The 25,363-nt window shown below is 58.1% G+C and carries 22 protein-coding genes and 1 other RNA gene; 18 read left to right on the forward strand and 5 right to left on the reverse strand.

Features of this window, described 5'->3' with window-relative positions; all coding sequences use genetic code 11:
• The first annotated feature begins 114 nt into the window (after positions 1-114).
• Positions 115-957 (forward strand): hypothetical protein, encoded by an 843-nt coding sequence (locus VN622_18180; GenBank protein HWR37795.1) that lies wholly within the window; start codon positions 115-117, stop codon positions 955-957.
• A gap of 275 nt (positions 958-1,232) precedes the next feature.
• Here the strand turns inward: VN622_18180 and VN622_18185 are convergent, their stop codons facing one another.
• The 3 genes from VN622_18185 to VN622_18195 form a co-directional block, all read right to left on the reverse strand.
• The gene (locus VN622_18185; protein HWR37796.1) at positions 1,233-1,544 is read right to left on the reverse strand and encodes a CxxC-x17-CxxC domain-containing protein; all 312 of its coding nucleotides are present in this window, start codon (positions 1,542-1,544) and stop codon (positions 1,233-1,235) included.
• Between the two features lie 278 nt (positions 1,545-1,822).
• Positions 1,823-2,020 carry a 30S ribosomal protein S21 gene (rpsU, locus tag VN622_18190; GenBank protein HWR37797.1) on the reverse strand — a complete coding sequence of 66 codons (198 nt, stop codon included), beginning with the start codon at positions 2,018-2,020 and terminating at the stop codon, positions 1,823-1,825.
• A 128-nt stretch (positions 2,021-2,148) separates the two neighbouring features.
• The gene (locus VN622_18195; protein ID HWR37798.1) at positions 2,149-5,391 is read right to left on the reverse strand and encodes a TonB-dependent receptor; all 3,243 of its coding nucleotides are present in this window, start codon (positions 5,389-5,391) and stop codon (positions 2,149-2,151) included.
• A 365-nt stretch (positions 5,392-5,756) separates the two neighbouring features.
• On the opposite strand from VN622_18195, the gene VN622_18200 reads away from it, so the two are divergent.
• The 3 genes from VN622_18200 (at position 5,757) to aspS (ending at position 9,604) form a co-directional block, all read left to right on the forward strand.
• Entirely contained in the window at positions 5,757-6,281 is a 525-nt protein-coding gene (locus tag VN622_18200) for a gamma carbonic anhydrase family protein (GenBank protein ID HWR37799.1), read from the forward strand.
• A gap of 142 nt (positions 6,282-6,423) precedes the next feature.
• Positions 6,424-7,755 carry a histidine--tRNA ligase gene (gene hisS / locus VN622_18205; protein HWR37800.1) on the forward strand — a complete coding sequence of 444 codons (1,332 nt, stop codon included), beginning with the start codon at positions 6,424-6,426 and terminating at the stop codon, positions 7,753-7,755.
• A 16-nt stretch (positions 7,756-7,771) separates the two neighbouring features.
• Entirely contained in the window at positions 7,772-9,604 is a 1,833-nt protein-coding gene (gene aspS, locus VN622_18210) for an aspartate--tRNA ligase (protein HWR37801.1), read from the forward strand.
• A 321-nt stretch (positions 9,605-9,925) separates the two neighbouring features.
• Here the strand turns inward: aspS and VN622_18215 are convergent, their stop codons facing one another.
• Positions 9,926-10,378 (reverse strand): response regulator, encoded by a 453-nt coding sequence (locus tag VN622_18215; protein ID HWR37802.1) that lies wholly within the window; start codon positions 10,376-10,378, stop codon positions 9,926-9,928.
• A gap of 143 nt (positions 10,379-10,521) precedes the next feature.
• Here VN622_18215 and mtaB point away from each other — a divergent pair, with 143 nt between their 5' ends.
• From mtaB to VN622_18275, 12 genes are all read left to right on the forward strand, one after another.
• Positions 10,522-11,892 (forward strand): tRNA (N(6)-L-threonylcarbamoyladenosine(37)-C(2))-methylthiotransferase MtaB, encoded by a 1,371-nt coding sequence (mtaB, locus tag VN622_18220; GenBank protein HWR37803.1) that lies wholly within the window; start codon positions 10,522-10,524, stop codon positions 11,890-11,892.
• Positions 11,893-11,968: 76 nt separating this feature from the next.
• Entirely contained in the window at positions 11,969-12,550 is a 582-nt protein-coding gene (gene infC / locus VN622_18225) for a translation initiation factor IF-3 (protein HWR37804.1), read from the forward strand.
• Between the two features lie 132 nt (positions 12,551-12,682).
• Positions 12,683-12,877: a 50S ribosomal protein L35 gene (gene rpmI / locus VN622_18230; protein HWR37805.1), complete on the forward strand. Its 195-nt coding sequence runs from the start codon at positions 12,683-12,685 to the stop codon at positions 12,875-12,877.
• Between the two features lie 137 nt (positions 12,878-13,014).
• Positions 13,015-13,389 (forward strand): 50S ribosomal protein L20, encoded by a 375-nt coding sequence (gene rplT, locus VN622_18235; GenBank protein ID HWR37806.1) that lies wholly within the window; start codon positions 13,015-13,017, stop codon positions 13,387-13,389.
• Positions 13,390-13,569: 180 nt separating this feature from the next.
• Positions 13,570-14,664: a phenylalanine--tRNA ligase subunit alpha gene (gene pheS / locus VN622_18240; protein ID HWR37807.1), complete on the forward strand. Its 1,095-nt coding sequence runs from the start codon at positions 13,570-13,572 to the stop codon at positions 14,662-14,664.
• Between the two features lie 63 nt (positions 14,665-14,727).
• Positions 14,728-16,839: a phenylalanine--tRNA ligase subunit beta gene (locus VN622_18245; protein ID HWR37808.1), complete on the forward strand. Its 2,112-nt coding sequence runs from the start codon at positions 14,728-14,730 to the stop codon at positions 16,837-16,839.
• 432 nt (positions 16,840-17,271) lie between these two features.
• Entirely contained in the window at positions 17,272-17,562 is a 291-nt protein-coding gene (locus VN622_18250) for a hypothetical protein (GenBank protein HWR37809.1), read from the forward strand.
• 81 nt (positions 17,563-17,643) lie between these two features.
• Entirely contained in the window at positions 17,644-17,970 is a 327-nt protein-coding gene (locus tag VN622_18255) for a cell division protein ZapA (protein HWR37810.1), read from the forward strand.
• A 153-nt stretch (positions 17,971-18,123) separates the two neighbouring features.
• Positions 18,124-18,311: non-coding RNA, 6S RNA (gene ssrS / locus VN622_18260), on the forward strand.
• Between the two features lie 99 nt (positions 18,312-18,410).
• Positions 18,411-19,223, forward strand: a complete 813-nt coding sequence (gene lgt, locus VN622_18265; protein HWR37811.1) for a prolipoprotein diacylglyceryl transferase — start codon at positions 18,411-18,413, stop codon at positions 19,221-19,223.
• A 251-nt stretch (positions 19,224-19,474) separates the two neighbouring features.
• Positions 19,475-20,539 (forward strand): RluA family pseudouridine synthase, encoded by a 1,065-nt coding sequence (locus VN622_18270; GenBank protein ID HWR37812.1) that lies wholly within the window; start codon positions 19,475-19,477, stop codon positions 20,537-20,539.
• Positions 20,540-20,643: 104 nt separating this feature from the next.
• Positions 20,644-21,834, forward strand: coding sequence for a VWA domain-containing protein (locus VN622_18275; protein ID HWR37813.1), 1,191 nt, complete (start codon positions 20,644-20,646; stop codon positions 21,832-21,834).
• A 170-nt stretch (positions 21,835-22,004) separates the two neighbouring features.
• Here VN622_18275 and VN622_18280 read toward each other — a convergent pair whose 3' ends face one another.
• Positions 22,005-23,036: a VWA domain-containing protein gene (locus tag VN622_18280; protein ID HWR37814.1), complete on the reverse strand. Its 1,032-nt coding sequence runs from the start codon at positions 23,034-23,036 to the stop codon at positions 22,005-22,007.
• 128 nt (positions 23,037-23,164) lie between these two features.
• Here VN622_18280 and VN622_18285 point away from each other — a divergent pair, with 128 nt between their 5' ends.
• Complete coding sequence (locus tag VN622_18285; protein ID HWR37815.1) at positions 23,165-24,526, forward strand: VWA domain-containing protein; 1,362 nt, start codon at positions 23,165-23,167, stop codon at positions 24,524-24,526.
• A 233-nt stretch (positions 24,527-24,759) separates the two neighbouring features.
• A complete protein-coding gene (locus tag VN622_18290) occupies positions 24,760-25,344 on the forward strand; it encodes a GTPase domain-containing protein (GenBank protein ID HWR37816.1) in 585 nt (194 codons plus the stop codon).
• Positions 25,345-25,363: the final 19 nt, after the last annotated feature.

The following is a 25,363-nucleotide window of genomic DNA, read 5'->3' on the forward strand; positions in this document are numbered from 1 at the left end:
ATGTATCGCGGCCATGTTTACTTGTTCTGTAATAGCGAGACTGTTAATTGGCCGGTCCAGAATACTTCTTGAGCGAATCCCGCTAGACGCGCTATGCTCCTGCCCGGGTAACTTATGCCTCAGCTAACGTTCATCGACTACGCGTTTTGGTTCGCTTCGCCTGCGCTACAGGCAGTGCTCGCCGCCGTAATGTACCGTCGACATCTGCAGCGCGAGTTCCCTATGTTCTTCAACTACACGGTCTTCCAGGTCTTGTGCCACATTTTCATGTTCGTGGCATGGCGCTGGTCATCGGACGTGTACTTCTACGCCTACTGCACGACCAGTGCCCTGGGGATCGGTCTCGGATTCTGCGTTATCCGCGAGGTCTTTCTGGATGCGTTCCGTCCGTTCGAAGCGATCCGCGAACTTGGCGTGGTCCTGTTCCGCTGGTCCGTGCTGGTACTGTTGCTGATTGCGGCTGCCACTGCGATTGTCGCCCCGCATGCCAACAACACGCCTGACATCATCTATGCCGGGATCATCACGCTGGAGCGCAGCATTCGCGTGATGCAGTTTGGGCTCGTTCTGTTTATGGTGCTCTTCAGTAACTATCTGGGGGTAACCAAGCGGCACTATCTGTTTGGCATAGCACTGGGTTTTGGTACGTTCGCCACGACTCACATGATTGTGCTGACGCTTCGCGTCTACCCCGGGCTTCTGTCTGGCGCGACGGCAAGCCGGTTCACGGCTGCTGCGTATTTCGTCTCGGTGCTGATCTGGCTTGGGTACACGCTTGCTCCGCAAGCGGAGCGTCGGAAGGTTGAAATTCTTCCGCAATCCGAGCGCTGGAACCACACCCTGGCCAACGTCCTGAACGTGCCGGTCTCCGAGGGCTTCCTCCCGAATATGGAGCGCACAGTCGAACGCCTCTTGCAGCAACAACACCCGACCGAAGATCACCACAACAGCTACTAATAGATATGCCAAAAGCAAAGGCCGCGAGTTTCGCTCGCGGCCTTTTGCCTGCTTGCAAGGTCATCTAATCTGAAAGATTCGGAGTGACTTGCTTTTCAGCCGCACTTTGTTTCGGGGCTAAAATCCGAACGCACAAAACAGAAGCCGCCGATGGCTGCTCGGCGGGAACACTTATCCCACGGCGTCGTTTTTCGGGCGCCACTGCCTGAGTTGTGTAAAACGTCACTTTCCCTGGGGGGATGCGTCCTTCGACGCAGGGGCAAGTGCGATGGCTCCTAGGCCGAAGCCGTTGAAACCTTTCGGCCCTGCTGGAAGCATTCACGGCAGAACACCGGTCTTCCCTGGGTTGGTTTGAATGGAACCGTTGTTTCCTTGCCGCAATTCGAGCAAACAGTCTTGGTTTCTACCTTGGGATACGACGCCCCGGGAGAGCTGCCAAGAACCTGGGCGCGCTTGCCCTTGCAGGCTTTGCAGCGCTTCGGCTCATTCTTGAACTGCTTGTCATGGAAGAACAGTTGTTCCCCGGCCGTGAATACAAAGTCCTCACCGCAGTCGCAGCACTTTAGAACCTTGTCCTGGAATTCCATTGCGAGTTGCCCCTTTCAGCCCGTGATCTCTGAACGGCCAACCAACAGGATTCGCATGATGTCGCCGCTGCGAAGCCTTTCGACCACACAGAGTACATTCTTTGCCTGAACCTCATCACATTGACGAATGTCAATGCGATGTATTGATTGCTTTACGAATGCTTATGACTGCGGGACTGCCATCATGAAATCCTTTTGCCGCTCACCCAAGCGAAAAAAGGTAGAGGCCGCCGCCGGGGAAGCGGCGGCCTTGATTTCCTTCTTGCTAATCTTGCTCGTTAGTCCTGCTCTTTGCGAGCCTTTTTGCGGCTACGCTTACGGGCCAACGCTTCTTTCACACGCTTCTTCTCGCCCGGCTTGAGGTAATAGGAGTGACGCTTCACTTCCTTAATAATGTCCTCTTGCTGGACTTTGCGCTTGAAGCGGCGCAGGGCGTTCTCTAACGATTCGCCCTCTTGAAGTCGAATTTCTGCCAAGCCTTACACCCCCAGACTCGTCCTATCTGGACTCAAATAGCTTACCTTAGGTTTGCTGTGGTGCGTCAAGAGAGTTGTAGAAAATTGCTCTACTCGGCCCCTACGCCTGAAATTCGATCGTAAAGCCCTCAGAAACTCAGCCGGAGCGACAATTGAATCTGGCGCGGGGAATAGGCATTGTTAGGCGTCAAGAACCCGCCATTTGCCCGGTAGTGAGCCGGATATCGTTTGCCAGCAACGACTTTGTCCTGCATAACGAAGTCGCCGGCGGAAGCCAGAAAGCCGTCATCGGAGAGGTCAACGCGCTTGTTTGCGCGGTTCATCACATTAAAGGATTCTGCCAGGAACTCCAGCCGGACGCGCTCCGTAGCGTGGAGACGGCGCGTAACGCGCAGGTCGGTGGTGAAGTAATCGGGGCCAGTGAGCGCGTTCCGGCTCACGCCCGGCAGACGGTCGTTTGCGGAATTGCCGTCGCGATTCGGGTCGCCGATGACGCTGGCGTTAACCGGACGGCCGCTGCCAACCGTGACGATGCTGGAAAATTTCCAATCGTTAAAAAAGAAGCGCAGCACCGGACGGTCGCGATGAAACGGACGCGGCTCTGCGATCCAGGAGGCCATGAATCGGTGACGCTGATCGGTGGTGCTGCGCCCTCGTTCGCTTTGTGTCGAGTAGGAATTCTCCACCGTAACTGGGCGGCCGACGACCATGGCGTCCTGTCCGTCGTCGATGGCTTTCGCATACGTGTAGCCGATCCGGAAGTAAAAGCCGCGTGTCATACGGCGTCGCGCCGAGATGGTGAGACCGTGATAGACGCTCGTAGCGGCACTCTCGAAGACATTCACGGACCCGACCTGCGACAGCGGGCGCTGCAGGTCATTGATGCACGGCGCGAATGGGCAGCTCATGGAGCGGGTCATCTGCCACGTGGAAAACGTCGGGATATCATAATAAGCGCCAGTGAAGCTGTTCCCGTCTTCGCTGAAGACGGGGTAGGACACGATCTCCGGCTCGGGAAGATTAGCGTCGCGCGCGCGTATGAGGTGCTCGCCATGCACATACAAGTAAGAAGCGGAGACAGCGAAGCGTTCTGCGATTTCGCGCTCGACGGTCAAACTGGCCTGCTGCACAAATGGAACTCGGAAGTTCGGCGAAAACGCAGAAATCTCGCTGGTGACGTGCGATGCAAGGCTGTCGGGAACCTCGCACCGGGGTTCGGTGATTCCGCAGATCACGATGGGATTGGGATACTGCGGGAAGATGACGGCGTCGGCGTTGCGCGAGTTTTCCAGAAACAGATGGCTTTGCGCCAGGCCATTGTCGGTTTTCACAGCCGAAGTGTACATAGAGGGAATGCGCGTGTAGAACACGCCATATCCCGCGCGCACGACAAGCGGGCGACGCTCACCGATGCTGTATGCAAAACCAACGCGCGGCGCGATGTTATTCGAATCGTGCGGCAACTTACCTGACATCTCCCACAGTGGATTGTTCTGTAGCCCATCGCCGGAGAAGGTCTGCAGGTCGTAGCGAACCCCAACATTCAGCGCCAGGCGAGAAGTCACGCGAATGGCGTCCTGTGCGAAGAAGGCGTAATCCGAGGAATCGGGATGCGAGTCTGCGGTGCCGAAGTTCTGGATGTAGTACCTGGGCACATTGTGGGCGTAGGCGCGCAGCGGAGTAATCCACATGCCGTAGGTGGCTGGCTCGAAGGTCCACGGATCGACGCGAATATCGCGGAACAAGTACTGTCCGCCGAAGAGTGAAGGAAAGAAGTTGTAAACCCAGGCCTTGCTTACATCGCCGCCGAGCTTCCAACTGTGACGATGCGTCTCGAACGACAGCGTATCCGAGAGGTGAAATTTGTGTTCGCGCGTGCGCCGCGGCAGGATGCTGGAACGGCCAAAGGCTTCGATTACATCGCCGATGCTGGTGCGCACGTCTTCCGAGTTGGCGCGGGACTGCTGAAGATCGCGCGAGAACTGCACCCGGAGATGGCTTGTAGCGTTCGCCCCCAGAGCGCTTGTCAACGATACGATCCCGGTCTCCGTCCGCACCTGTTCTTCGCCATTCTCCGAAATGCCGTAATTCGTGACCGGGCTGGAGGGATCGAAGAAGACGTTGTTTTGTCCGCCGTAGCGCGACGTGTTGATGCGGAAGGTCAGAAACTGGCGCGGAGTCAACGAGACATCGACCTTGAAGAACCCGGCGTTGCCCAGCAGTTCGGATCGGAAGTTGCCGCCCAGTTGCGATAGCTTGGCCGCGGCACCTTGGACGAGCGCGCGGTCAGTGCTTTCGTAATCGCCGGAGGTGGGCCTAAGGACAGTGGAGCCGTCGAGAAACCGGACAACAGTCGGCACGCGGAAGATGTGCTGATCCCATCCGCCGAAGTAGAACACGCGATTCTTTTTGAGCCTGCCTCCGAGGGTGAAGCCGAACTGGTGCTGGCGATCGCTCGGCTTCACGTCCGTGAATGGGTGCTGCGCGTTCATGCGGTTATCGCGAACGTAATAGAATGCGCTTCCCCGAAGCTGGTTGGTTCCAGACTTTGTGACGACGTTAACGACGCCACCGCCAGAGCGTCCAAGCTCCGCGCTATAGGCGTTGGAAGAGACGCGGAACTCCTGTACGACTTCGTTGCTGAACTGGTAGGGTGCGCGATACCGTCCTCTCCCCTGCGCAAAGAACGAGTTGTTGTTGTCGGCGCCATCCACAAGCATTGAAGATTGAAATCCACGCACCCCGCCAAAAGCGAGATCGCCATTGCTCGAGGACGTGAGCCCGCGCGGATCCTGCGTCACGCCGGGCGTGAGCAACGCGAGATCGGTAAATCGGCGGCCGTTAATGGGCAGGTCGGCGATGGAACGCTCGTCGATGACATGGGAGACCTCGGACGATTGCGTTTCCACCATAGGCGCGGCACTGTTGATCTCGACGGTTTCATGCGCGCCAGCCAGCGCGAGCTTGAACTCCAGTTCCAGCGCGCCGGCTATCTCCACGTGTACGTTCGTAAAGACTTGCGGCGCCATCCCCGAGGCTTGAGCGCGAATGCTGTAATCCCCCGGCGGTAGAAGAGACGAGGCGAAGCGGCCGTCAGCATCGGTGTTAATGCGGTGCTCGATCCCGGTATTTACGTTAACGATGAGGATTGCGGCATTGCGAACGCGAGCTCCGGCGGCATCACTAACGCTGCCACGAATAGCTCCCAGCGAAGCATCTTGTCCGATGGATGACAGTGGAGAGAAAAGCACGGCCAGCAGAACGGCGGCAATCACGAGGTGGACGAAATAGCAAGTAGTGGTGCTGATTGGCTTGCCAGGCCGAGTGTCGATCAATGTGTTGCAACAGAATCCGGGGAATGCGCGATACATTCGTGGGCCTTACTTCAAATTTTTCTGCGACTGGAGAAACACGCCAATGTATAGCAATAAGCAATAGGGCGTGTGTGACGTGGCACTCAAAAGGAACATCAAAGTGGCGAGATTCCCGTTTCGGGATCACCTGCGTCAGCGCAACTGAGCTTCACTGGCGCATTTGCCAGGAGTAGATGCAACTCCGGCCCTCCAATCTGCGGTACCTTGAAGAGCGGACACGTTCGGTGGCGTTGCAATTTCCCCCTGCGCGTTGATTCTGATATTTTCAGATACTTACGGACAAGGCTCGAGCCCGCCTGTGGCGCTGTCGGCTTCAGACCGGGTCATCTCTTGTTTCCGTTAACCGACTTCGGAGCAGTGGAATGATTCGAGCGTACAAAGGAACTTCGCCCAGCATCGCGCAAGGTTGTTACATTGATGAGTCAGCGCACGTTATCGGCGACGTGACGCTAGGCGAGAACTCCAGCGTATGGATGAACGTGGTGCTGCGCGGCGACGTGCACCACATACGAGTTGGCGCTAACAGCAATATCCAGGACTGCTCGGTTCTGCACGGCATGCTGGGAAAATGGCCGGTGGAGTTGGGCGACTGGGTGACGGTCGGCCACTCGGTTACGCTGCACGGTTGCGTGGTGGAAGACCGTTGCCTGATCGGCATGGGAGTTGTAGTGCTGAATGGCGCTCGTATAGGCGCGGGATCCATCGTGGCGGCAGGGACGCTGATTCCCGAGGGTATGAACATTGAACCGGGCTCATTGGTCATGGGCTTTCCCGGCAAAGTGAAACGAAAGCTGACGGACGACGAGCAGCAGTCGATCCTGACCTATGCAACGAACTACCTTGGATATAAGGACCAGTATCTGATGGAACTCAAGGCCGGGAAGTAGAAAAGCTGTGGGTGAGCGGAGTTAATAGGGGTCCTTCGACTGCGCACGTCTACCGGCGTGCTCTGCTCAGGAAGACACCGAACAATTAAGAACGAGCAATTAACAATCTGGTTTAACTAACAACTGTTTACCTGGTTTTCTCATGATTAAAGCCGTACGAGGCACACGCGACCTGCTTCCTTCCGACACTGACCTGTGGAACTTTGTCGATGAGCGGGTCCGCCGCATTTTCCAGAAATACAATTTTCGTGAGATTCGCACACCGATATTCGAATCCACCGAACTGTTCGCACGCGGCGTGGGTGAAGACACCGACATCGTCTCCAAGGAGATGTTCACCTGGGAGGACAAGGCGCGTGCGCAGAGCGAAAAGCCTCAGTCACTGACCTTGCGTCCGGAGAACACGGCTGGCGTGGTGCGCGCCTACATCGAGCACGACATGGGCCGCGCGGGCATGTTGCAGAAGCTGTATTACATTGGGCCGCAGTTCCGGCGCGAGCGTCCGCAGAAGGGACGCTATCGGCAATTCTTCCAGATCGGCGCGGAGGTGATTGGGCCGCCAAGCGCAGGCAGCGAATCGCCCATGCGCGACGCCGAAGTGCTGGAGATGTTGACGGCGCTGCTAGATGCCGTAGGGCTGCAGGGCTGGACGCTGCACATCAACTCTGTGGGCTGCGCGAACGATCGCGCCGCGTACAACAAGGCTTTGCGCGAGGCGCTTGAGGGCGTGAAGAACAAGATGTGCGCCGACTGCCAGCGGCGTGCGGAGACGAATCCTCTGCGCGTGCTCGACTGCAAGGTTCCGCAAGACCAGCCGATCATCGAGGCGCTGCCCAAGATCAGCGAGTATCTCGACGAACCCTGCCGCGAAAACTTTGCGCAGGTGCGGGCAATGCTGGATACCATGGGCATCCCGTACCAGGTAAATGAGCGCATGGTGCGCGGCCTGGACTACTACACGCGCACGACCTTCGAATTCACGCACGGCGATCTCGGCGCGCAGAGTGCTGTGCTCGGCGGCGGACGCTACGATGGACTGAGCGAATCCCTTGGCGGACCGAAGGCGCCCGGCATCGGCTTCGCCATCGGCGAAGACCGCCTGGTACTGGCGTTACAGGCGCAGCAGGCTGCCGCCACTGTGACGGTGCAAGCGTATGTCGCTCCGCTCGGTGCGGGAATGAACGGCGAAGCGCTAAAGCTTGCTCGCGAACTGCGAAAGGCCGGACTGGTGGTGGAACTCGGGGATGAGAGCTTCCGTCTGAAAAAAGCTTTCGAGACTGCCGAGAAACTCGGAGCGACGTACGTCGTCATCGTTGGCGAAAATGAAGTTAAGGCCGACGCATTCGCCACAAAGAACATCAAGACTGGCGAGCAGGCAACAATTCCGAGGACAGAACTCGCTGCACAGTTGCAACCGGAGCACTTGCAGCTTGCGACAGTGCTTCCAGAATCAAAACACGGCTTGAAGAAGTAGAGAGAAGGATACGAACGTGGCTCAGTTGGATTTCCTTGGTGACCTGGACAGAACGCATCGATGCGGAGAACTCCGCGCCAGCGATGTTGGCGCAAACGTGGTTCTGATGGGATGGGTGAACCGGCGGCGCGATCTCGGCAATCTTATCTTCATCGACCTGCGCGACCGTGCGGGAATGACGCAGGTGGTGTTCGATCGCGAGGCCAGTCCTGAGTTGCACGACAAGGCCAACGAGTTACGCAACGAGTACGTGGTGGCCGTTGTCGGACGAGTGAAGCAGCGCGAGGCCGTGAACAAGAACATCCCGACAGGTGAGATAGAGGTGGTTGCCAGCGAGTTGCGACTGCTAAACGAAAGCAAAGTTCCTCCATTCCTCCCGACGGAAAAGGTGAACGCCAGCGAGGAACTGAAGCTGAAGTATCGCTACCTCGATCTGCGTCGTGCCGAGATGCAAGGCAACATCGAACTGCGTCACAAGGTTGCGCTGGCGATTCGCGAGGAGTTGAACTCGCGGGGATTCCTGGAGATTGAAACGCCGTTCATGACGCGCTCCACGCCGGAAGGCGCGCGCGATTACCTGGTGCCGAGCCGCGTGCATCCCGGTGAGTTCTATGCGCTGCCGCAGTCGCCCCAGATTTTCAAGCAGATACTGATGATCTCCGGCTTCGACCGCTACTTTCAGATCGTGCGCTGCTTCCGCGATGAGGACTTGCGCGCAGACCGTCAGCCCGAGTTTACGCAAATCGATCTGGAGATGACATTTCCGACCCAGGAGATGGTGTTCGATGTCGTCGAGGGTTTTCTGCAAGCCTCGTTCAGAGTCGCGGGATACGATGTCGCAGCGCCCTTCCCGCAGATGACCTACGACCAGGCGATTCGCTTGTACGGCATCGATAAGCCGGACCTGCGGCTGCCCGCGATGACGGAGGTGAAGAATGCCTTCACGCCGGAGAATCTGCAGACGTTGGGCTTCGACGCGGACCTTCCGTTGGTTGCGATTCGCACGCCGAAAATTGGCGAGCTTTCTCGCAAGGAGCGCGACGAGATAAAGACGCTCGTACCCGACAAGGCGAAGGACGCATTCAAGCTGATCGACGATTTCAAGCGCCTTGAGAAGAGCTTCCCGGATGCGGTGGCGAAAATACGCCACGCAACGGAAGCGCAGGAAGGCGATCTGCTTATCCTCGCCGGAGCGCCGCAGCGGACGGAAATTGGCAGCGACATGAAGACGCGAGCGCAGACGAGCGCTGTGTTCACGACCGCGGGGCAGTTGCGCCTTGCGCTGGCGCAGAAGTACGCCCAGCGACATGGTTGCTTCCAGCACGGTGTCTTCAAATTCGTGTGGGTCACCGATTTCCCCATGTTCGAGTGGGATGACACGGAGCAGCGTTGGAATGCCGCGCACCATCCATTCACGTCTCCGCACGAGAACGACATGGAAAAGCTCGGCGGCGGCATGGACGCCGTTCGCGATCCCCTCTCGCAACTGAGCACCGTACGCGCGCTGGCCTATGACGTGGCGCTGAACGGTACAGAGCTTGGCTCCGGGTCAATCCGTATCCATCGGCAGGATCTTCAGGCGAAAATCTTCGAAGCGCTGGGTATGTCGCCCGAAGAGCAGCAGGCGCGCTTCGGATTCTTCCTGGAAGCGTTGCAGTACGGAACGCCTCCGCACGGCGGCATCGCGCTAGGACTGGATCGCATTGTGATGATCCTGGCCGGCGCTCCGAGCCTGCGCGAAGTGATTCCGTTCCCCAAGACGGCGCAAGCCAAGGATCTGATGATGGACGCACCCACTCCGGTGAGCGATGCGCAGTTGGAAGAACTGGGAATCAGCGTGAAGAAGTAGCCCCAGGCAGTTGTCAGTTGCCAATTGCTAGTAGCCAGTAGCCAGTTGCCGGTTGCCAGTTGCCGGCGGCACCAAGCACCTCATTGACTTCCGAAACACCTCGTCACCTTCCTGAGCGGAGCGACGAAGTCGCGGAGTCGAAGGACCCCTTTCGTCTGCATGGAGCCGACAAAAGGAATCCTCGACTCGGGCTTATGCCCTCGCTCAGAAAACAAAAAACGACCAATCAGCAATCTGTTTTGGGAAAAGCAAACGCTCTGCCGAGGGAAGCTTGCGCAGGCTAGGATAGCGGCGGCCGGTCATTTGGCCGCCTAATGTGTCTTAGATGGCCTTCTTAACCGTAGCGGTGGGAAAACTCTCGCCGTTGCTCCCAACGACGGCTTTCTTTCCAGCCGTCCTTGTTTTGTTGTTCTGGTGCGAAACGAGCAGGGCTTCCAGTTGTCGCAGCATGTCATGGGTGTTCACGGGCTTGACCAGCAGGGACTGGGCGCCGCGCGTCTTCCACTCTGTTCCAAGCGAGGGGTAGGCGGTCAGGATGGCCGTTGCAGGATTGTAGTTCTGCTGGCGAGCTGCGCGAATTACGTCGTAGCCGGCCGTCTCGGTTTCCATACGCATATCGGTGATGACCATCTCGAATATGCCATTGTCTAGTTTTTGCTCGGCCTCCTTGGCGGAAGCTGCCGTTTCTACCTCAAAATCATTCATCTCGAGAATGGCTTTGAGGGTGAGGAGAATCGCAAGTTCATCATCTACGAGCAAAATTCGACGTTTCATTCAAGTAGCTCCCAGGAACCATAAGGATTGCAACTTGCGCTTTTGTGATGCAGTTGTGAAATTCAGAGTTGTAGCAGAACATCAACTGCCGACGGCCGCGACCCACTCGCAGCTTCCTGCTCTAGTGCGACTATAATACTACTGTGTCTAGTTTCTATGTAGAAAACTTCGGCTGCCGCGCAACTCAAGCCGATGGCGCCGCGATTGAGCGGCAACTTATGGAGAAGGGCCTGAACAAGGCCCGCGCGCCGCACGAAGCTGAAGTCGTTGTACTCAATACCTGCACGGTCACTTCGTCAGCCGATCAGGATGCACGCGCCACAATTCGCCGCATTCATCGCGAGAATCCCGATGCTCGCATTCTCGTCACGGGATGCTACGCCCAGCGCGCGCCTGAGGAGATTGCCGCGCTCCCCGGTGTCAGCATCGTTGTCGGCAATTCCCATAAGCACCAGCTCGCGGATATTGCCGGCTCGCGACCGGACGCTTTCGTGCCAATCCAGAGCCTCGAAAACTCCCAATCGCCCCATGCCGAAGTCTTCATCGGCGACATCTTCGCGCACACCGAACTGACTGCCGCACCCGTCTTCGACTCCGAGACCGTCAGTTCGGGTGCCTCGGAGAAGACTCGGCCCAATCTGAAAATTCAGGACGGCTGCAATAACCGTTGTTCGTTCTGCATTATCCCTTTCGTGCGGGGCAAGAGCCGCTCGCTGCACACCGAAGAAGTAATCAGCGAAGTCGATCAACTCGTCGGCGCCGGTTATCGCGAAATCGTGCTGTCCGGCATCAATCTAGGGCGCTGGGGAAGGGACCTGGCAGCCGTAGATCCGAGGCAGCGCGCCCGCTTTTCCGATCTGCTTCGCGAAATCCTTGATCGCACCAGCGTCGAGAAACTTCGCATCAGCTCCGTCGAGCCCATGGACTGGACCGACGACCTGATCGAACTCGTCGCCTTCTCGCCGCGCATCACCAAGCACGCGCACGTGCCTTTGCAATCCGGCAGCGACGGAGTGCTGCGCCTCATGCACCGCCGCTATCGCCCATGGCATTACGAGGACCGAATCGCGAAGATTCACCAGGCAATGCCGGACGCCGCCATCGGCGCAGACGTCATGGTCGGCTTTCCCGGCGAGAGCGACAAGGACTTCGAGCAAACACGCGCGCTGATCGAGCGCCTGCCATTCACGTACCTGCATGTCTTCACGTATTCCTCGCGCCCAGGTACGCCTTCGGCGGCGATGCCCGGCCAGGTTCCCGTGCAGATCGCACGCGAGCGCAACCGCATTTTGCGTGAACTTGCGGCTAGCAAGAAGCGCGCATTCCAGGAAAAGTTCATCGACAGCGAGTTACAGGCTATTACGTTGACGAACCTCGACAGCAACCGCACGGAAGCTCTCACCGACAATTATCAAAAGCTCTGGATTCGAGGCCGTCACGAGTCGAACCAACTTGTGACCGCACGCATCGCACGGATCGAAGGCGATGCGCTCATCGGGACGATCCGCGCGTAAGCTGCGGAAAATACTGAGTGCGAAACTCGGTTTTCGGTCGCCGAAGTATCGCTCTTCCTGCGCCGAATCTCTTGTGGTGTCCCCGTGCTATACTTTCGAGGCTTGTGAGCTTCTTTTCTACCTGACGGAGGATCGTATCGATAAGCGTTTCATCCGCACGAATGAGCGTATCCGTGCTCGCGAAATTCGAGTAATTGACGATGCAGGAGAGCAGATAGGCATAATACCGCCTTTCGAAGCGCTCAAGATGGCCAGGGAGAAAGGGCTCGACCTGGTTGAGATTTCGCCTACAGCCCAGCCTCCGGTCTGCCGGATCATGGACTACGGCAAGTTCCTCTACCAGCAGGAAAAGAGAGACCGCGAAGCAAAGCGTAACCAGAAGCAGATTGTCGTCAAGGAAGTGAAGTTCCGCATCAACGTGGACGATCACGACTACGAGACGAAGAAGAATCACGTGCTTCGGTTCCTGGATGAAGGCGACAAGGTGAAAGCCACCATCTTCTTCCGCGGTCGTGAAATGACGCGCCAGGGCCTGGGACGCGAAATCCTCGAGCGCCTTATCAAGGACATCGGCGAAAAAGGCATCGTGGAATTCAGGCCGCGCCAGGAGGGCAACACCATGCACCTCATCCTGGCTCCGCCGAAGACGCAGAAATAGAGCCGTTTAGCTCCTACGCTTCCGACCTCATTCTGCAAACAGTTTAGCGAGCGTGCCCGATCGGTTCGCCCGAACGGGTGCTCTCGTGTTTTAATAAGTGAATAAGTAGTTTTGATTGAACAGGAACCGATAATGCCGAAAATGAAGACGCACAGCGGCGCCGCCAAGCGCTTTAAGAAGACGGGAACAGGCAAAGTGAAGCGTGGATTCGCTTTTCAGCGCCACATCCTGACTTCCAAGACGACTAAGCGCAAGCGCCAGATGGACATGGGCGGAATGGTCGATAAGGCCGATCAACCGAAGATCAAACGGATGATCCCGTACTAGACGCACCGCAAGGTGCTTAACCGCGGAGACCGACTCCGCAGCGCCCCCGGAATCCGGTTAGGGTGCAAGCGAGTGAAGAGGTCATAGCCAATGGCTCCTGCCTCCAACCGCTGGAACGAAAGACAAAAGGAGAATCAATGCCTCGCGTAAAACGTGGTACTAAGCGCCGCGACAAGCGCAAGAAGATCCTTGAGAGAGCGTCAGGATACTTCCTCACAAAATCTAAGTTGTACCAGGCTGCTCAGGAAGCCGTGCAGCGTGGACTTAAGTTCGCCTTCACCGGCCGCAAGCAGAAGAAGCGCCAGTTCCGCTCGCTCTGGATCGTGCGCATAGGCGCCGCCGCCAGGCTGAATGGTATGAGCTACAGCCATTTCATTAGTGGTCTGAAGATGGCCGGTATCGAACTCGATCGCAAGATCCTGTCCGACATCGCCACGAACGACCCGGCTGGCTTTACCGCTCTTGCCGAGCAGGCGAAGGCCGCCAAACCATTGGCGACGCCCACAGCGTAGTTCACCGAAGATCAAGAAGATCAGCGTAGCCACGGATTAGCACGGAGATTCACGGATTCCAGTTACAATCCGTGTTCGATCTGTGCAAGTCCGTGGCTTAGCTTTTAGCTGTTGAGCTGCTTAGCTACTAAGTCGCTAAGCTCAGAAGCTAGAAGCTCAGCAGCTCAGTAGCGATTTCTTATGTACACCGTTCCGAAACTCGAAGACTACTCGCCCACCGCGCTCGACCGCGCCGCCGCGGACCTGCTTTCCGCGCTCGAACAGGAAGCCTCCACCATCACTGGCGAAGCCGAATGGAAGAACCTCCGCGACCGCTGGATGGCGCGCAAGAACGGCATCCTCACGCAGGTTAATGACCTGTGGCTGAAAGCCGCGCCCGGCCCCGCGAAGCGCGACGCCGGACAGCGCGTCAACAAGCTCAAGGCCGAAGTCGAGCAAGCCATGGAGACCCAGCAGCAGCGCGCCTCCGGTTCGGCTTCCGTATCCAAGCTCGCCGCCGAGCGTGTCGACGTGACCCTGCCCGGCATTCGACGGCAGATTGGCGTCAAGCATCCTGTTCTGCAAGTGATGGACGAACTCGTCGATGTCTTCGTCAAGATGGGCTATTCCATTGCCGAAGGCCCGGAGGTCGAGGCCGACTACTACAATTTCGAGTCGCTGAATTTTCCGCCAAACCACCCGGCACGCGACACGCAGGACACGTTGTTCGTCGCCGGACAGGAACGCCGTCCACAGCGCGACCGACTCCTGCTGCGCACGCACACATCACCCGTGCAGGTGCGCACCATGGAGAAGCAGCGCCCGCCCGTGCGCGTCATCTGTCCCGGCAAAGTTCACCGTAACGATGCGCCTGACGCAACGCACTCGCCCGTGTTCCACCAGGTCGAGGGTCTCTGCGTGGACACCAACATCACCTTCGGCGACCTGAAGGGCACACTCGACCACGCGATGAAGGCCCTGTTCGGGTCATCGGTGAAGACTAGTTTTCGTCCGTCGTTCTTCCCTTTCACGGAGCCCAGCGCGGAGGTCATGATCAGCTGCCCGTTCTGCGGCGGCAAAGGCTGCCGTCCGTGCAAGCAGAGCGGATGGATTGAACTGCTCGGTGCCGGAATGGTTGACCCGGCCGTGTTTGGATTCGTCGATTACGACCCGGCGAAGTACAGCGGCTTCGCCTTCGGCATAGGCGTCGAACGCCTCGCTATGATGAAGTACAACGTGGACGACATCCAGCAGTTCTTCCTCGGCGACGTGCGGTTCCTGGAGCAGTTCGCGTAGCTCTCGGTCTGGCCCCTGGCAACTGGCGTCCGGCAACTGACGTCCGGCAACTGGCAACTGATTATGAAAATTTCTCCGCAATGGATTCGCGACTTCATCTCCGTCGCTGACGACGACCGCCAGATGGCGGAAAAGCTTACCGCCTCCGGCGTCGCCATCGAGGGTTTCTACAATGAGGGCCTCGACCTGGTGTACGAAGCCGAGGTAACGACCAACCGCGTAGACGCCATGAACCACTACGGCATCGCGCGCGAGGTTTCGGCCATCTACGACGCCGACCTGAAGCCGGTCGCCCCCAAGCTTCCGGCCACGCAAAAGCAGTCGAACTTCACCATCCAGATCGACGACGCCCAGGGCTGCGCACAATACACGGCGCGCATCGTTCGCGACGTAAAGATTGCCGCGTCGCCAGCGCACATTGCGCACCGGCTCGAACTGATCGACTCTCGCCCAATCAACAACGTGGCCGACGCGACCAACTACGTTCTTCAGGAACTCGGACAACCGACGCACGCTTTCGACCTCGATCTGCTTGAGGGCGGCAAGATCATTGTGCGTCGTGCCCGCGAGGGCGAAACGCTAAAGACCCTCGACGGCGTGGAACGCAAGCTCTCACCCGAGGACCTGATAATCGCCGACGCCGTAAAGCCAATGGCCATCGCCGGAGTGATGGGCGGCTTCGACTCGATGATTACCGAGCGCACGAAGAACATTCTGATCGAGTCCGCGTGGTTCGACCCGGCCTCGATTCGCCGCACCTCCAAGCGTCTCGGGATGCACACAGATGCCTCGCACCGCTACGAACGCGGTGCCGATCTCGGCATCACGTCCATCGCATGCGCCCGCGTCGCCGAAATTGTGCTGCAGACCGCAGGCGGACAACTTGAAGCCGAGATCGACGTCGTCGGTCGCGTCGTCGAGCGCCCGACACTTTCGCTGTCGCGCACGGACATTACCCGCATCCTCGGCACAGACATCCCCGAGCAGGAGATCACACGCATCCTGCGCCGCCTCGGCTTCACCATTACACCGGGACGCGCGGCAAACGGAACGGCGTCAACCGCTGTTGCCGGTCCTGCGGCGACCATTGGAAGCGGAGGAACACGCGCCGCTATCGCCGAGAGCGTCATAGACTTCGCCGTGCAGGTTCCGACCTGGCGTCTCGACGTCGAGCGTTCCATCGATGTCATTGAAGAGATCGCTCGCATCTACGGCTACGACAAGTTCGCGAATACCCTGCCTTTGTTTGCCGGAGGAGTCGTCGATCTGCCCACGGCACGTAAGCAGGCGCTCCTGCGCTCGCAACTCCTCGCGCTTGGCTACAGCGAGTCCATGTCTTCCACGTTCATCCCGCTGGAAGATGCCAGGGCCTTCGGTGGCGAACAGCCCGTGCAGCTCGCCAATCCACTCAGCGAAGAGGCCTCCTACATGCGCACTTCGTTGATACCCGGACTGGTGAACCAGGCCGCTTACAACCTCAATCGCGGCAACACGGACGTAAGGCTCTTTGAAACGGGCGATGTCTTTGAACTCACGGGCGACAAGGTCGAGGAGCGGCGGCGCATCTCGTTCGTCGGCACAGGCGCAGCCACGTCCGGCGGCGTACACGTGAAGGTTCAGCCCTACAGCTTCTTCCACATGAAGGGCGACATCGAAGCCCTGCTCGGACAGTTCGACGTTAAGCAGATCTATTACGACTCGCACACGCCCGAGTACTTCCACCCCGGACGCTCCGCCCGCGCCATCGCCGATGGAGCTACGATCGCGCGCTTTGGCCAGCTCCATCCCGAAGCCACCGCCGCACGCAAGTTGCGGCAGGAAGTCTTCGTAGCCGAGATCATGCTCGACCGCCTCTTTGATTTTGAACTACGCGAGCCGCAGTACAAGCCGATTCCGCGCTTCCCTGCCGTGGGCCGGGATTTTTCATTTCTGCTGCCGGACGAAGTGCAGTTCGAGCGCATACGCAACAGCGTCGCTGCGCTGAGGATCGAAAACCTCAACAGCTTTGTGCCCGTCGAGATATTCCGAGGCGGCAACATTCCGGCGGGCAAGTACTCCATCCTCTTGCGCGCGGAATTCCAGTCCTCCGAGCGCACCTTGCGCGACGACGAAGTTGCACTGTGGGCGCAGCAGATTATCAAGGCGCTCGAGGCACTCGGCGGCACGCAGCGCTAAAAGCGGACGTCAGACGACGGACGTCAAACAGCAGACGTTAGACAAAAGCAAAAGCTTGGCGCGGCTCCGGCCGCGCCATTTCTTTCTTCAACTCACGTCAATGCCGGGAGAAGTACAGCTATTTGGCGTTTCGCCTTTGTAGCGTCGGGTTTTCTGTAGCTCAGCGACTCAGCAGCTCAGTAGCTCAGCGACTTCTCGTCTTCCTGAGCGCGATGCAGTCGCGGAGTCGAAGGACCCCTTTGATCAGCGCCGAGCTGGCAATAGGGATCCTTCGACTCGGTCTTACGCCCTCGCTCAGGAGGACAAAGATGTTTGATCTCCGCCGTCTGAAGTCTGAAGTCTGACGTCCGAACTTCGCTGTTCGTCTCTTCCACAGCTTATTGCGTTATACTTCGCTCAAGTTCTGCATAATATTCCGAGGACAAACAGTACATGTCCGTTAAGGCATCCGAAGTTTCCGCGCAAGGCTCCACAAACGATTTCCTTTCCCTCGAGGAAAAGGTCTACCGCACGATTGAACTGCTCAAGAATTCTCGCGAATCGAAGATGGCCGTGGAACGCGACCTTACTCGCGTACGCGAGCAACTGGAATCTCGCGAAGAAGAGATTGAATCGCTCAAGGGCGAACTGATCTCCCTGAAGCGCGAGCGCGAAGAAGTGAAGGGCCGCGTCGAAAAGATGCTTGAACAGATCGACGGTCTCATCGAACAATCGGTTGATTAAACGACAACTCGAGTAGCGGCTGTGCACCTTCGGCGTTGGGTTAGCCGAAGGCACTCAGGCGATCTTCGCACAAAGGGCACAATGGCAAACGGCAAAGATAATCCGGCGGCGCAATCGAACGGCAGTATTCGCGTTGAGATTTACGAACAGGCCTACAACCTGCGTGGTTCTGATGCGGAATACATAAAGAAACTGGCCGAGTACGTTGATTGCAAGATGCGCGCTGTCGCGCAGCAGACCGCCACGGTGGATTCTCTGCGCCTTGCCGTGCTCGCCGCCCTCAACATCGCCGACGAGTACCACATGCTCAAGCGCAAGCACGAAGGCTTCGGCGAATACACGGAGCGCGCATCACACCTGGGCTCCGCGCTGGATGAGGTATTACAAGACGGCCGCCGCGTAGGATAGATTCCTTGCCGGGCCTGATATGAATAGCAAATTGCTACCGCTGCTCTGCTTGTACTGCGCGAGCTCGATATCTGCCCAGCATCTTCAGTTCCAACAATTTCGCCGCGTCCTCTTGTGCTACTTCCGGGCTTCTCATAGCATCTAAAGTTCAGAGCCGACCTGCAAAGTTGGTGATGGGGCAATAAACCGCTGCGAACCGATATCTTGTGAACGGGAGCCCGACTCGTCTAACGGTCTGGTGAGCCAGTCCCCAGTCGGATAGGCCTAAAGGATCTCGGGGGGCACCCACCTCAATTGAGGGTTCACAGGCGCTTTGCCCCACACGGCCCCGCGGGTCGGTATCTTTTTGCGTCAGTCTCGACTGAACGGCACTTCCCAAATAAATTCTCTGCACAAACAATAATGTCTATTCAGCAGCTCTCAGCATCTAAAATAGTGTTGTGTTCCCTCGTCTCTTTCACCTAGGCAGTTTCAGTCAGCCCACGTACGGTGTGATGGCCGCTATCGGCCTCATCGTCGGGCTCGCGGTCGTTTTTCGCCTGGCGCGTCAACAGGGGCTCGACCCCGACAAGATGTGGAACCTTGGCGGCATCGCCATCTTCTCCGGCATTCTTGGCGCGAAGCTGCTCATGGTCATCGTCGACTGGGGCTACTACTCCAGTCATCCGGGCGAGATATTCAGCCGAGCAACGCTGCAGGCCGGTGGAGTCTTCTCCGGCGGACTCGTGCTGGCAATCTTCTGCTGCTGGTGGTACCTGCACCACAACCGCATCCCATTTCTGCGCGCTGCGGATGTGTTAGCCCCCGGCGTAGCCCTGGGCCACGCCTTTGGACGCATTGGCTGCTTCGCGGCTGGCTGCTGTTGGGGCAAAGAGACGGACGTCCCCTGGGCCGTAACGTTCACCGATCCATTGGCGAATCAGCTTGTGGGAACCCCGCTCGGCGTACACCTGCACCCGACGCAGCTCTATGAAATGGCCATCGAGTTCATCATCTTCGCGATCCTCTACTGGCTCGTAAAACGCAAGCGGTTCGAAGGACAGGTCGTCGGCCTCTACATGTTCTTGTACGGAGTAGCGCGCTTCTTCCTCGAATTCCTGCGCGGAGATCCGGGACGCGGAGAGGTATTCGGCATCATGACCGGCACGCAACTCATCGCCATCTGCCTCGTCATCGGCGGCGGAATCCTCTGGATGATCCGATTCCCGCTTGAGAAGCGCATTCCGGTGCAAGCCAGCGCAAAGGCCGGTTAGCTGCTGAGCTACTAAGCGACTGAGCTGCTAGGCCCCTTGCAATTCCTGAAGTGAGCGGAGCGACGAAGTCGCGGAGTCGAAGGACCCCTTTTGATCAGCACGGACTGGCAAGAGGGTTCCTTCGACTCGGGCTTACGCACTCGCTCAGGAGGACAGAGGTCCTAGCTCTTAGGTAGCTTAGCGACTCAGCGGCTTAGACTTCGACCCAGCGACTTAGCAGCTCACCAGCTTCCTGCTATTCTTCTAGTTGAATGTCTGAACAAGAGTATCCAACCGATTTACAGGTCACGGCGGAAGACGCCGGACGCCGCCTCGATCAATTTGTTGTCTCGCAATTGCCTGACGTAAGCCGCGTTCGCGTACAGCAGTTGCTGGAGGAGGGCAAAATCCTCGTCGACGGCGCGCAAGCCAAAGCGTCACTCCGGCTGCGTGGTATCGAACGTATTGAGGTTCTTGGCCCACCCCAGGCACCGCCCCTGCGTGCCACTGCGGAAGACATTCCGCTCGATGTCGTCTACGAAGATGACGATCTCGCGATCATCAACAAGCCCGCGGGAATGCTTGTTCATGCCGGCACCGGCAATGCCGAAGATCCGCGCAACAGCGGAACCCTGGTTAATGCATTGCTGCACCGCTTCGGCGCGCTCTCCGAAGTCAACGGAGAACTTCGCCCCGGCATCGTTCATCGTCTCGACAAGGACACCAGCGGCCTGATCGTTGTCGCGAAAAACGATGTTTCGCATCGGCGACTGAGCACACAGTTCGCCTCGCGCGAGGTGAACAAACGCTACATCGCCCTAGTACACGGACACATTAAGCAAGACAGTGGCACGGTCGCTGCTTCCATCAGCCGCGACAACGTGCGCCGCACTCGGATGACAACCAAGCTCACCGGTGGCCGCGAGGCCGTGTCGCACTACAAAGTCCTGGAGCGCGTAACTTCGCCTTACGGGCGCTTCACCCTGGTTGAGGTCAAGATCGAGACAGGGCGCACGCACCAAATACGTGTACATCTGTCATCCATCGGCCACGCCGTCGTGGGCGACACGCTTTACGGCGCGCCCGCGACCTTATCCGCCCAGACACTCGATCGCGAGGCGCGAGGGAATGCGATCTCCACACGCACGGAAGCGAAGAAGGCCGACGCCCGACGCGAACGCCCGGTGGCGACCGAAACGAAAGCTTTGTCCCTGAAGAGAAACTTCTTGCATGCTGCTGCTATCGAACTGAAGCACCCACGCACAAGCGCGCCACTGGCTTTTGCCCGGCCGCTCCCGCCGGACTTGCAGGAGTTCCTTGCCCGGCTGAGAGCTTAAGTAATACCAGGTCCGTCACTGGCCCTTGCGCTGCCTGCGCACCATAGGGAACGTACTTCCGGACGTGGAGACATGGCGGAACAGAGCGTATAATGAGAGTTCCGATGAAAAATTGGCTTATCGTTTTGAGTGCTGCCGTTGCCCTGCTTGTTCCGGCCTCGGCGCAGCAGTCCGCGAAGGAACTGCCCTCGGCCCCGTCGGCGACGGTACAGCAGCAACAGCAGAAAAACACTCCGCCCAGCGCGCCGGTACAGCAGGCCAAGCCGGATGCCACGAAGCCATCAGCGTCGAACACGCAGCCGTCCGCCACGCCGCCAGCGACAACTCCATCTGATGGGCAGAGCACGCCGAAAGCCGGAGGTAGTGTCGCTCCGCAATCGCAGCCGCCAGCAGCGCAATCCGCTCAACAACCGAACGGTAGTTCGCAACAAGCGCCGGAAACGGAAGGTGACCCGATTGAGACCTTCCGCGTGAAGGTCAGTGAGGTGAACCTTATCTTCACCGTCACCGATAAGCGCGGCCGCTTCGTAAAGGATCTCAAGAAGGACGACATACGCGTCCTGGACGACAACAAGCCACCTGCGTCGATTGTCAATTTCCGCAGCGAGACCGATCTTCCGTTGCGCGTCGGCCTGCTTGTCGATTCCTCAAACTCCATTCGCGACCGCTTCAAGTTTGAGCAGGAAGCCGCGATCGAGTTCCTCAACCAGATTGTTCGGCCCAAATCCGACCAGGCGTTTGTGATTGGCTTTGACTCGGCAGCCGAGGTCACACAGGACTTTACCGACAGTACGGAAAAACTCTCCAAGGGCGTACGTGTGCTTCGTCCTGGCGGAGGCACCGCGCTCTTCGACGCCGTCTTCTTCGCCTGCCGCGACAAGCTCATGAACGCCAGTGCCGCTGGCCCCACTCGCCGGGCGATCATCCTGCTCAGCGATGGTGAGGATAACCAGAGCCGCGTCACCCGTGAAGAAGCGATCGAAATGGCGCAACGCGCGGAAGTCATCGTTTACGCCATTTCCACGAACATCAGCGGTGTAAAAACGCGCGGAGACAAAGTCCTTGAGCGCTTTGCCGAAACCACCGGTGGACGTACGTTCTTCCCGTTCAAGTTGCAGGACGTAGCCGACGCCTTCTCGGAAATTCAGGACGAACTGCGCAGCCAGTACGCCGTTGCATACAAGCCGGCTGACTTCGTCGCCGACGGACGCTATCGCCCTATTGCGATCTCAGCCGCCAACCAGAAGAACCTGCGAGTCCGCGCTCGGAAGGGGTATTACGCTCCCAAGCAGTGAAGAGTAGTGGATAGAGATAATTGAGCGTGAATAGTTAAAGCCCGGCGCGCGAGCCGGGCTTTTGATTTTTACCTGCCGACCTGGACTGGGCTCTATTGCTGACGAAAGTGTTTATGCGTGATTCTTCGCTTCGCTCAAAATGATGCTCTTGTGTTTCGCTGCTTCGCGTTTCACTGCTTGGTGGCGTAGTACCCCTTGCGTGACTGCACCTTAAAGCCCTCAGCCGTTGTCTTGATCTCGACCTTCCGGTATGTCCCATCATGCTTCTGGTTGGTGGGCGTGTATCCGATCGAGTACTGGCTACGTAGTTCGTTCGAAATTTGCTGGAACGCTTCCCTCAGTTTCTTCGATTCATTGCCAACTTCGATTACGCGCCCGCCTGTTTCCTGGGCGAGCTTCTTCATTTCGCCTGCGCCGAAGCCGTTGTATTGCGCATTGTCTTCGATCAGCAGCACATAGCAGATCGCGTCCGACTTCTGCGCTGCCTCAATCGCATCCCTGACGGAGATTTGGCTGCCCTGGTCCTCGCCATCGGTCAGAATGATCATCGCCTTGCGGCCGACCTCCTGCTTCAGTTTCTCGTCCGAACCCAGGAAGATTGCGTCGTAAAGCAGTGTGCCGCGCGGCCTGCTCACCGGCACCGGTCCCTGGCCGATTCCCGGCACGCCGCCGCTGCCGCCTCCTGTATTCACCCGCGCCCTGTTCAGGGCGGCACGCAGCGACTGGCCTGAGGAAGTAAAGTCCTGCAGCAACTCCACGTTGACATCGAAACTGATGACGAAAGCCAAGTCCTTGTCACGCAAGACGTCCCGTAAGAACTGGCTGCCGGCCTCCTGCTCAAACGGCAGAACCCGCGTTTGGCTTCCGCTCGTATCGATCATGAGCCCGAGTGTAAGCGGCTGGTTGCTCTCCGCAGTGAAGTACTTGATGGTCTGCGGCTTGCCGTCTTCGAAGACCTGGAAATCCTCCTTCTTCAGGCTTGGGATCAGCGCACCCTTTTTGTCCTTCACGTTGAAATACAAACTGACGACGTTAACGTCCACCTTGAAGGTCTCAAGGGGCTCCTGATCCTGCTGCTGTTGACTACCTGCCTGTTGCGATGCGCTCTGCGGCGCGCTGTTCTGTGCCGGGGCTGGCAAGGGCACTGCCGTCAGCCAACATGCAATCGCAAATAGCAGACCCAGTCGGATTCCAAGTCGCATAGCTTCTCTCGGCCGCCGTGGTGTTCTAGTATGTAAATGCAGTTCTATACACTTAGTTGCAGGTTATCGTAAAACAGCAGCTTTGCGTTGGTCGCAAAGGGGGCAGCATGTCCAGAGTGATTGCGAGAATGAGCGTAACGGTGGTTCTCCTGGGGGCGTTCATGTTCCCGTCCTCCATCCCGGCTCAGCAGAACGTCCCGAATGCTCCCACGCCGCAGAACGATGTCCCAGACGCACCTTCGGCTTCCAAGCCCGTGCTGACCATGCCGAACTCGACGGCACCTACGCGTCCGGCACCTTCCAGCAACCCGCCTTCCGCGAACCCGGCGTCCAGTAAACCGCCCGCAAGCAACTCGCCCTCGGGTAACCAAGCTGACCCGCCAGCGTCAGAGAACGCCGGGACGCCAGCAGCAGCAGCCGACCAGCAGCAGCCTGCGCCGCCGCAGCCGCAGGTTCGAACCGTTCCTCAAGGCGGCGAAACACAGATGAAGGGCAGCGAACGCGACCAGCTCTTTACCCTGGTCAAGCCTGTCAACTTCGTGCTCGTTCCCGTGACCGTCAAAGACACTTCGGGACGGCCAATCTATGGATTGCTCCGCGAAAATTTCTCGATTTTTGAAGACGGCAACAAGCAAAACGTTCGATTCTTCACCAGCGATCCGTTCCCGATTTCGGCCGCCGTCGTCGTTGACGCCGGTATGGCCGACGTAGCGTTGCGCAGGGTGCAGGACACCGTCGCCTCCCTTGGCGGCGCGTTTAGCGAATTCGACGAGCTAGCCGTTTACACTTACGGAAACACGGTCAAACAGCAGCAGGATTTTGCCGCCGCCCTGAGCGACAAGTCCACCGCAACCCTGCGCAAATTGAAGCAGGTGGAAGGACGTACGGGCGGCGTGGCCGTGAATTCCGGCCCCATGGTAAGTGGCCCAACCATCAACGGACGTCCCGCCGATCCCGGCACCTACCGAACCGCGACCAGCAGTACGCGCAACATGGAACCCTCGCGCGTACTGAATGACGCCATCCTGCGTGCCGCCATCGATCTCTCGAAGCGTGATCGCACGCGTCGCAAGATCATCTTCGTCATCAGCGAAGGCCGCGAAGATGGCAGTGTCGCAAGCTATAGCGACGTCCTGAAAGTTCTGCTCTCGAACGAGGTCACGTTGTACGCAGTCGCCGTGGATTCTGCCGCCATCCCCGGCTATGGCACGCTGAGCAAAATTCGTCTGCCCCGCCAGGGTTACGGCAACATTCTGCCCAAGTACGCCTCCGCCACCGGCGGCGACGTAATCACCGAGTTCTCAAAAGATGCTATCGAGCGGGCATATGCCCGCATCACCGAGCAGGCGCGCAACCAGTACACGCTTGGCTACAACACCGGAGCTACTCCTTCGTCCGCTTACCGCAGTATAGAAGTACGAGTTGACCGTAGCGGCCTGAAGGTGTTCGCGCGTGACGGTTATTACCCGCTGCCGCCGCCGAGAAAGTAACCGAAACTGGAAGCCTGCACGTGAGGCATGAGAGAAGGAAGTCCTATTCGTAACCAGTGTGCGTGTGCCTTTGGTAAGTACTCATGCTGGTGACAAACACGGCACTTGGCGAGACAATCAGCTTGCGCCTGACACGCTGTGATATAAACCAAGCTGTACCCGCTTGCTCTATATTCGTCGTCCCCCGACGCGCGCGTACGACCGCGCGCACACCGATAACCTGAGGCACGCCCTTGAGTTTCATCAATTTCGCTGCCCGCGAGATTAACTGCAAGATTGTCTACTATGGCGCCGGACTCGGCGGCAAGACGACCAATTTGCAGCATATCTATGACAAAACGGCCGAGAAACAAAAGGGCAAGATGATCTCGCTGGCTACGGAAAGCGATCGAACCCTGTTCTTCGACTTCCTGCCGCTCGATCTCGGCACGGTTCGCGGCTTCAAGACGCGCTTCCATCTCTATACGGTTCCCGGACAGGTCTTTTACGATGCCAGCCGCAAGCTCATCCTGCGCGGTGTGGATGGCGTCGTCTTCGTCGCCGACTCCCAGGAAGAGCGTATGGATGCAAACATCGAAGCGCTCGAAAACCTGGTCGACAACCTGAAAGAGCACGGCTACGACCACCAGAAGATCCCGTACGTTCTGCAACTGAACAAGCGCGACCTTCCCAACGCGCTCCCCGTCGATACCCTGAAGAAAGAATTGGTCAAGCGCAACGAAGCCGTTTTTGAGGCGGTAGCGTTCCAGGGCAACGGCGTTTTCGAGACTCTCAAGGAAGTCGCGCGCCAAGTCCTCATTGAACTGAAGAAGGGCTAGTGCTTCGGCGAACGCAGCC

It is taken from the genome of Clostridia bacterium, assembly GCA_035561135.1.
Lineage (GTDB): Bacteria > Acidobacteriota > Terriglobia > Terriglobales > Acidobacteriaceae > DATMYA01.

Excerpts from the sequence above, each read along its gene's own strand:
- VN622_18180 (HWR37795.1), top strand. The coding sequence starts at position 115 with ATGCCTCAGCTAACGTTCATCGACTACGCGTTTTGGTTCGCTTCGCCT.
- VN622_18185 (HWR37796.1), bottom strand. The coding sequence starts at position 1,544 with ATGGAATTCCAGGACAAGGTTCTAAAGTGCTGCGACTGCGGTGAGGAC.
- VN622_18195 (HWR37798.1), bottom strand. The coding sequence starts at position 5,391 with ATGTATCGCGCATTCCCCGGATTCTGTTGCAACACATTGATCGACACT.
- VN622_18200 (HWR37799.1), top strand. The coding sequence starts at position 5,757 with ATGATTCGAGCGTACAAAGGAACTTCGCCCAGCATCGCGCAAGGTTGT.
- hisS (HWR37800.1), top strand. The coding sequence starts at position 6,424 with ATGATTAAAGCCGTACGAGGCACACGCGACCTGCTTCCTTCCGACACT.
- VN622_18215 (HWR37802.1), bottom strand. The coding sequence starts at position 10,378 with ATGAAACGTCGAATTTTGCTCGTAGATGATGAACTTGCGATTCTCCTC.
- rpmI (HWR37805.1), top strand. The coding sequence starts at position 12,683 with ATGCCGAAAATGAAGACGCACAGCGGCGCCGCCAAGCGCTTTAAGAAG.
- rplT (HWR37806.1), top strand. The coding sequence starts at position 13,015 with ATGCCTCGCGTAAAACGTGGTACTAAGCGCCGCGACAAGCGCAAGAAG.
- pheS (HWR37807.1), top strand. The coding sequence starts at position 13,570 with ATGTACACCGTTCCGAAACTCGAAGACTACTCGCCCACCGCGCTCGAC.
- VN622_18245 (HWR37808.1), top strand. The coding sequence starts at position 14,728 with ATGAAAATTTCTCCGCAATGGATTCGCGACTTCATCTCCGTCGCTGAC.
- VN622_18250 (HWR37809.1), top strand. The coding sequence starts at position 17,272 with ATGTCCGTTAAGGCATCCGAAGTTTCCGCGCAAGGCTCCACAAACGAT.
- VN622_18255 (HWR37810.1), top strand. The coding sequence starts at position 17,644 with ATGGCAAACGGCAAAGATAATCCGGCGGCGCAATCGAACGGCAGTATT.
- VN622_18270 (HWR37812.1), top strand. The coding sequence starts at position 19,475 with ATGTCTGAACAAGAGTATCCAACCGATTTACAGGTCACGGCGGAAGAC.
- VN622_18275 (HWR37813.1), top strand. The coding sequence starts at position 20,644 with ATGAAAAATTGGCTTATCGTTTTGAGTGCTGCCGTTGCCCTGCTTGTT.
- VN622_18280 (HWR37814.1), bottom strand. The coding sequence starts at position 23,036 with ATGCGACTTGGAATCCGACTGGGTCTGCTATTTGCGATTGCATGTTGG.
- VN622_18285 (HWR37815.1), top strand. The coding sequence starts at position 23,165 with ATGAGCGTAACGGTGGTTCTCCTGGGGGCGTTCATGTTCCCGTCCTCC.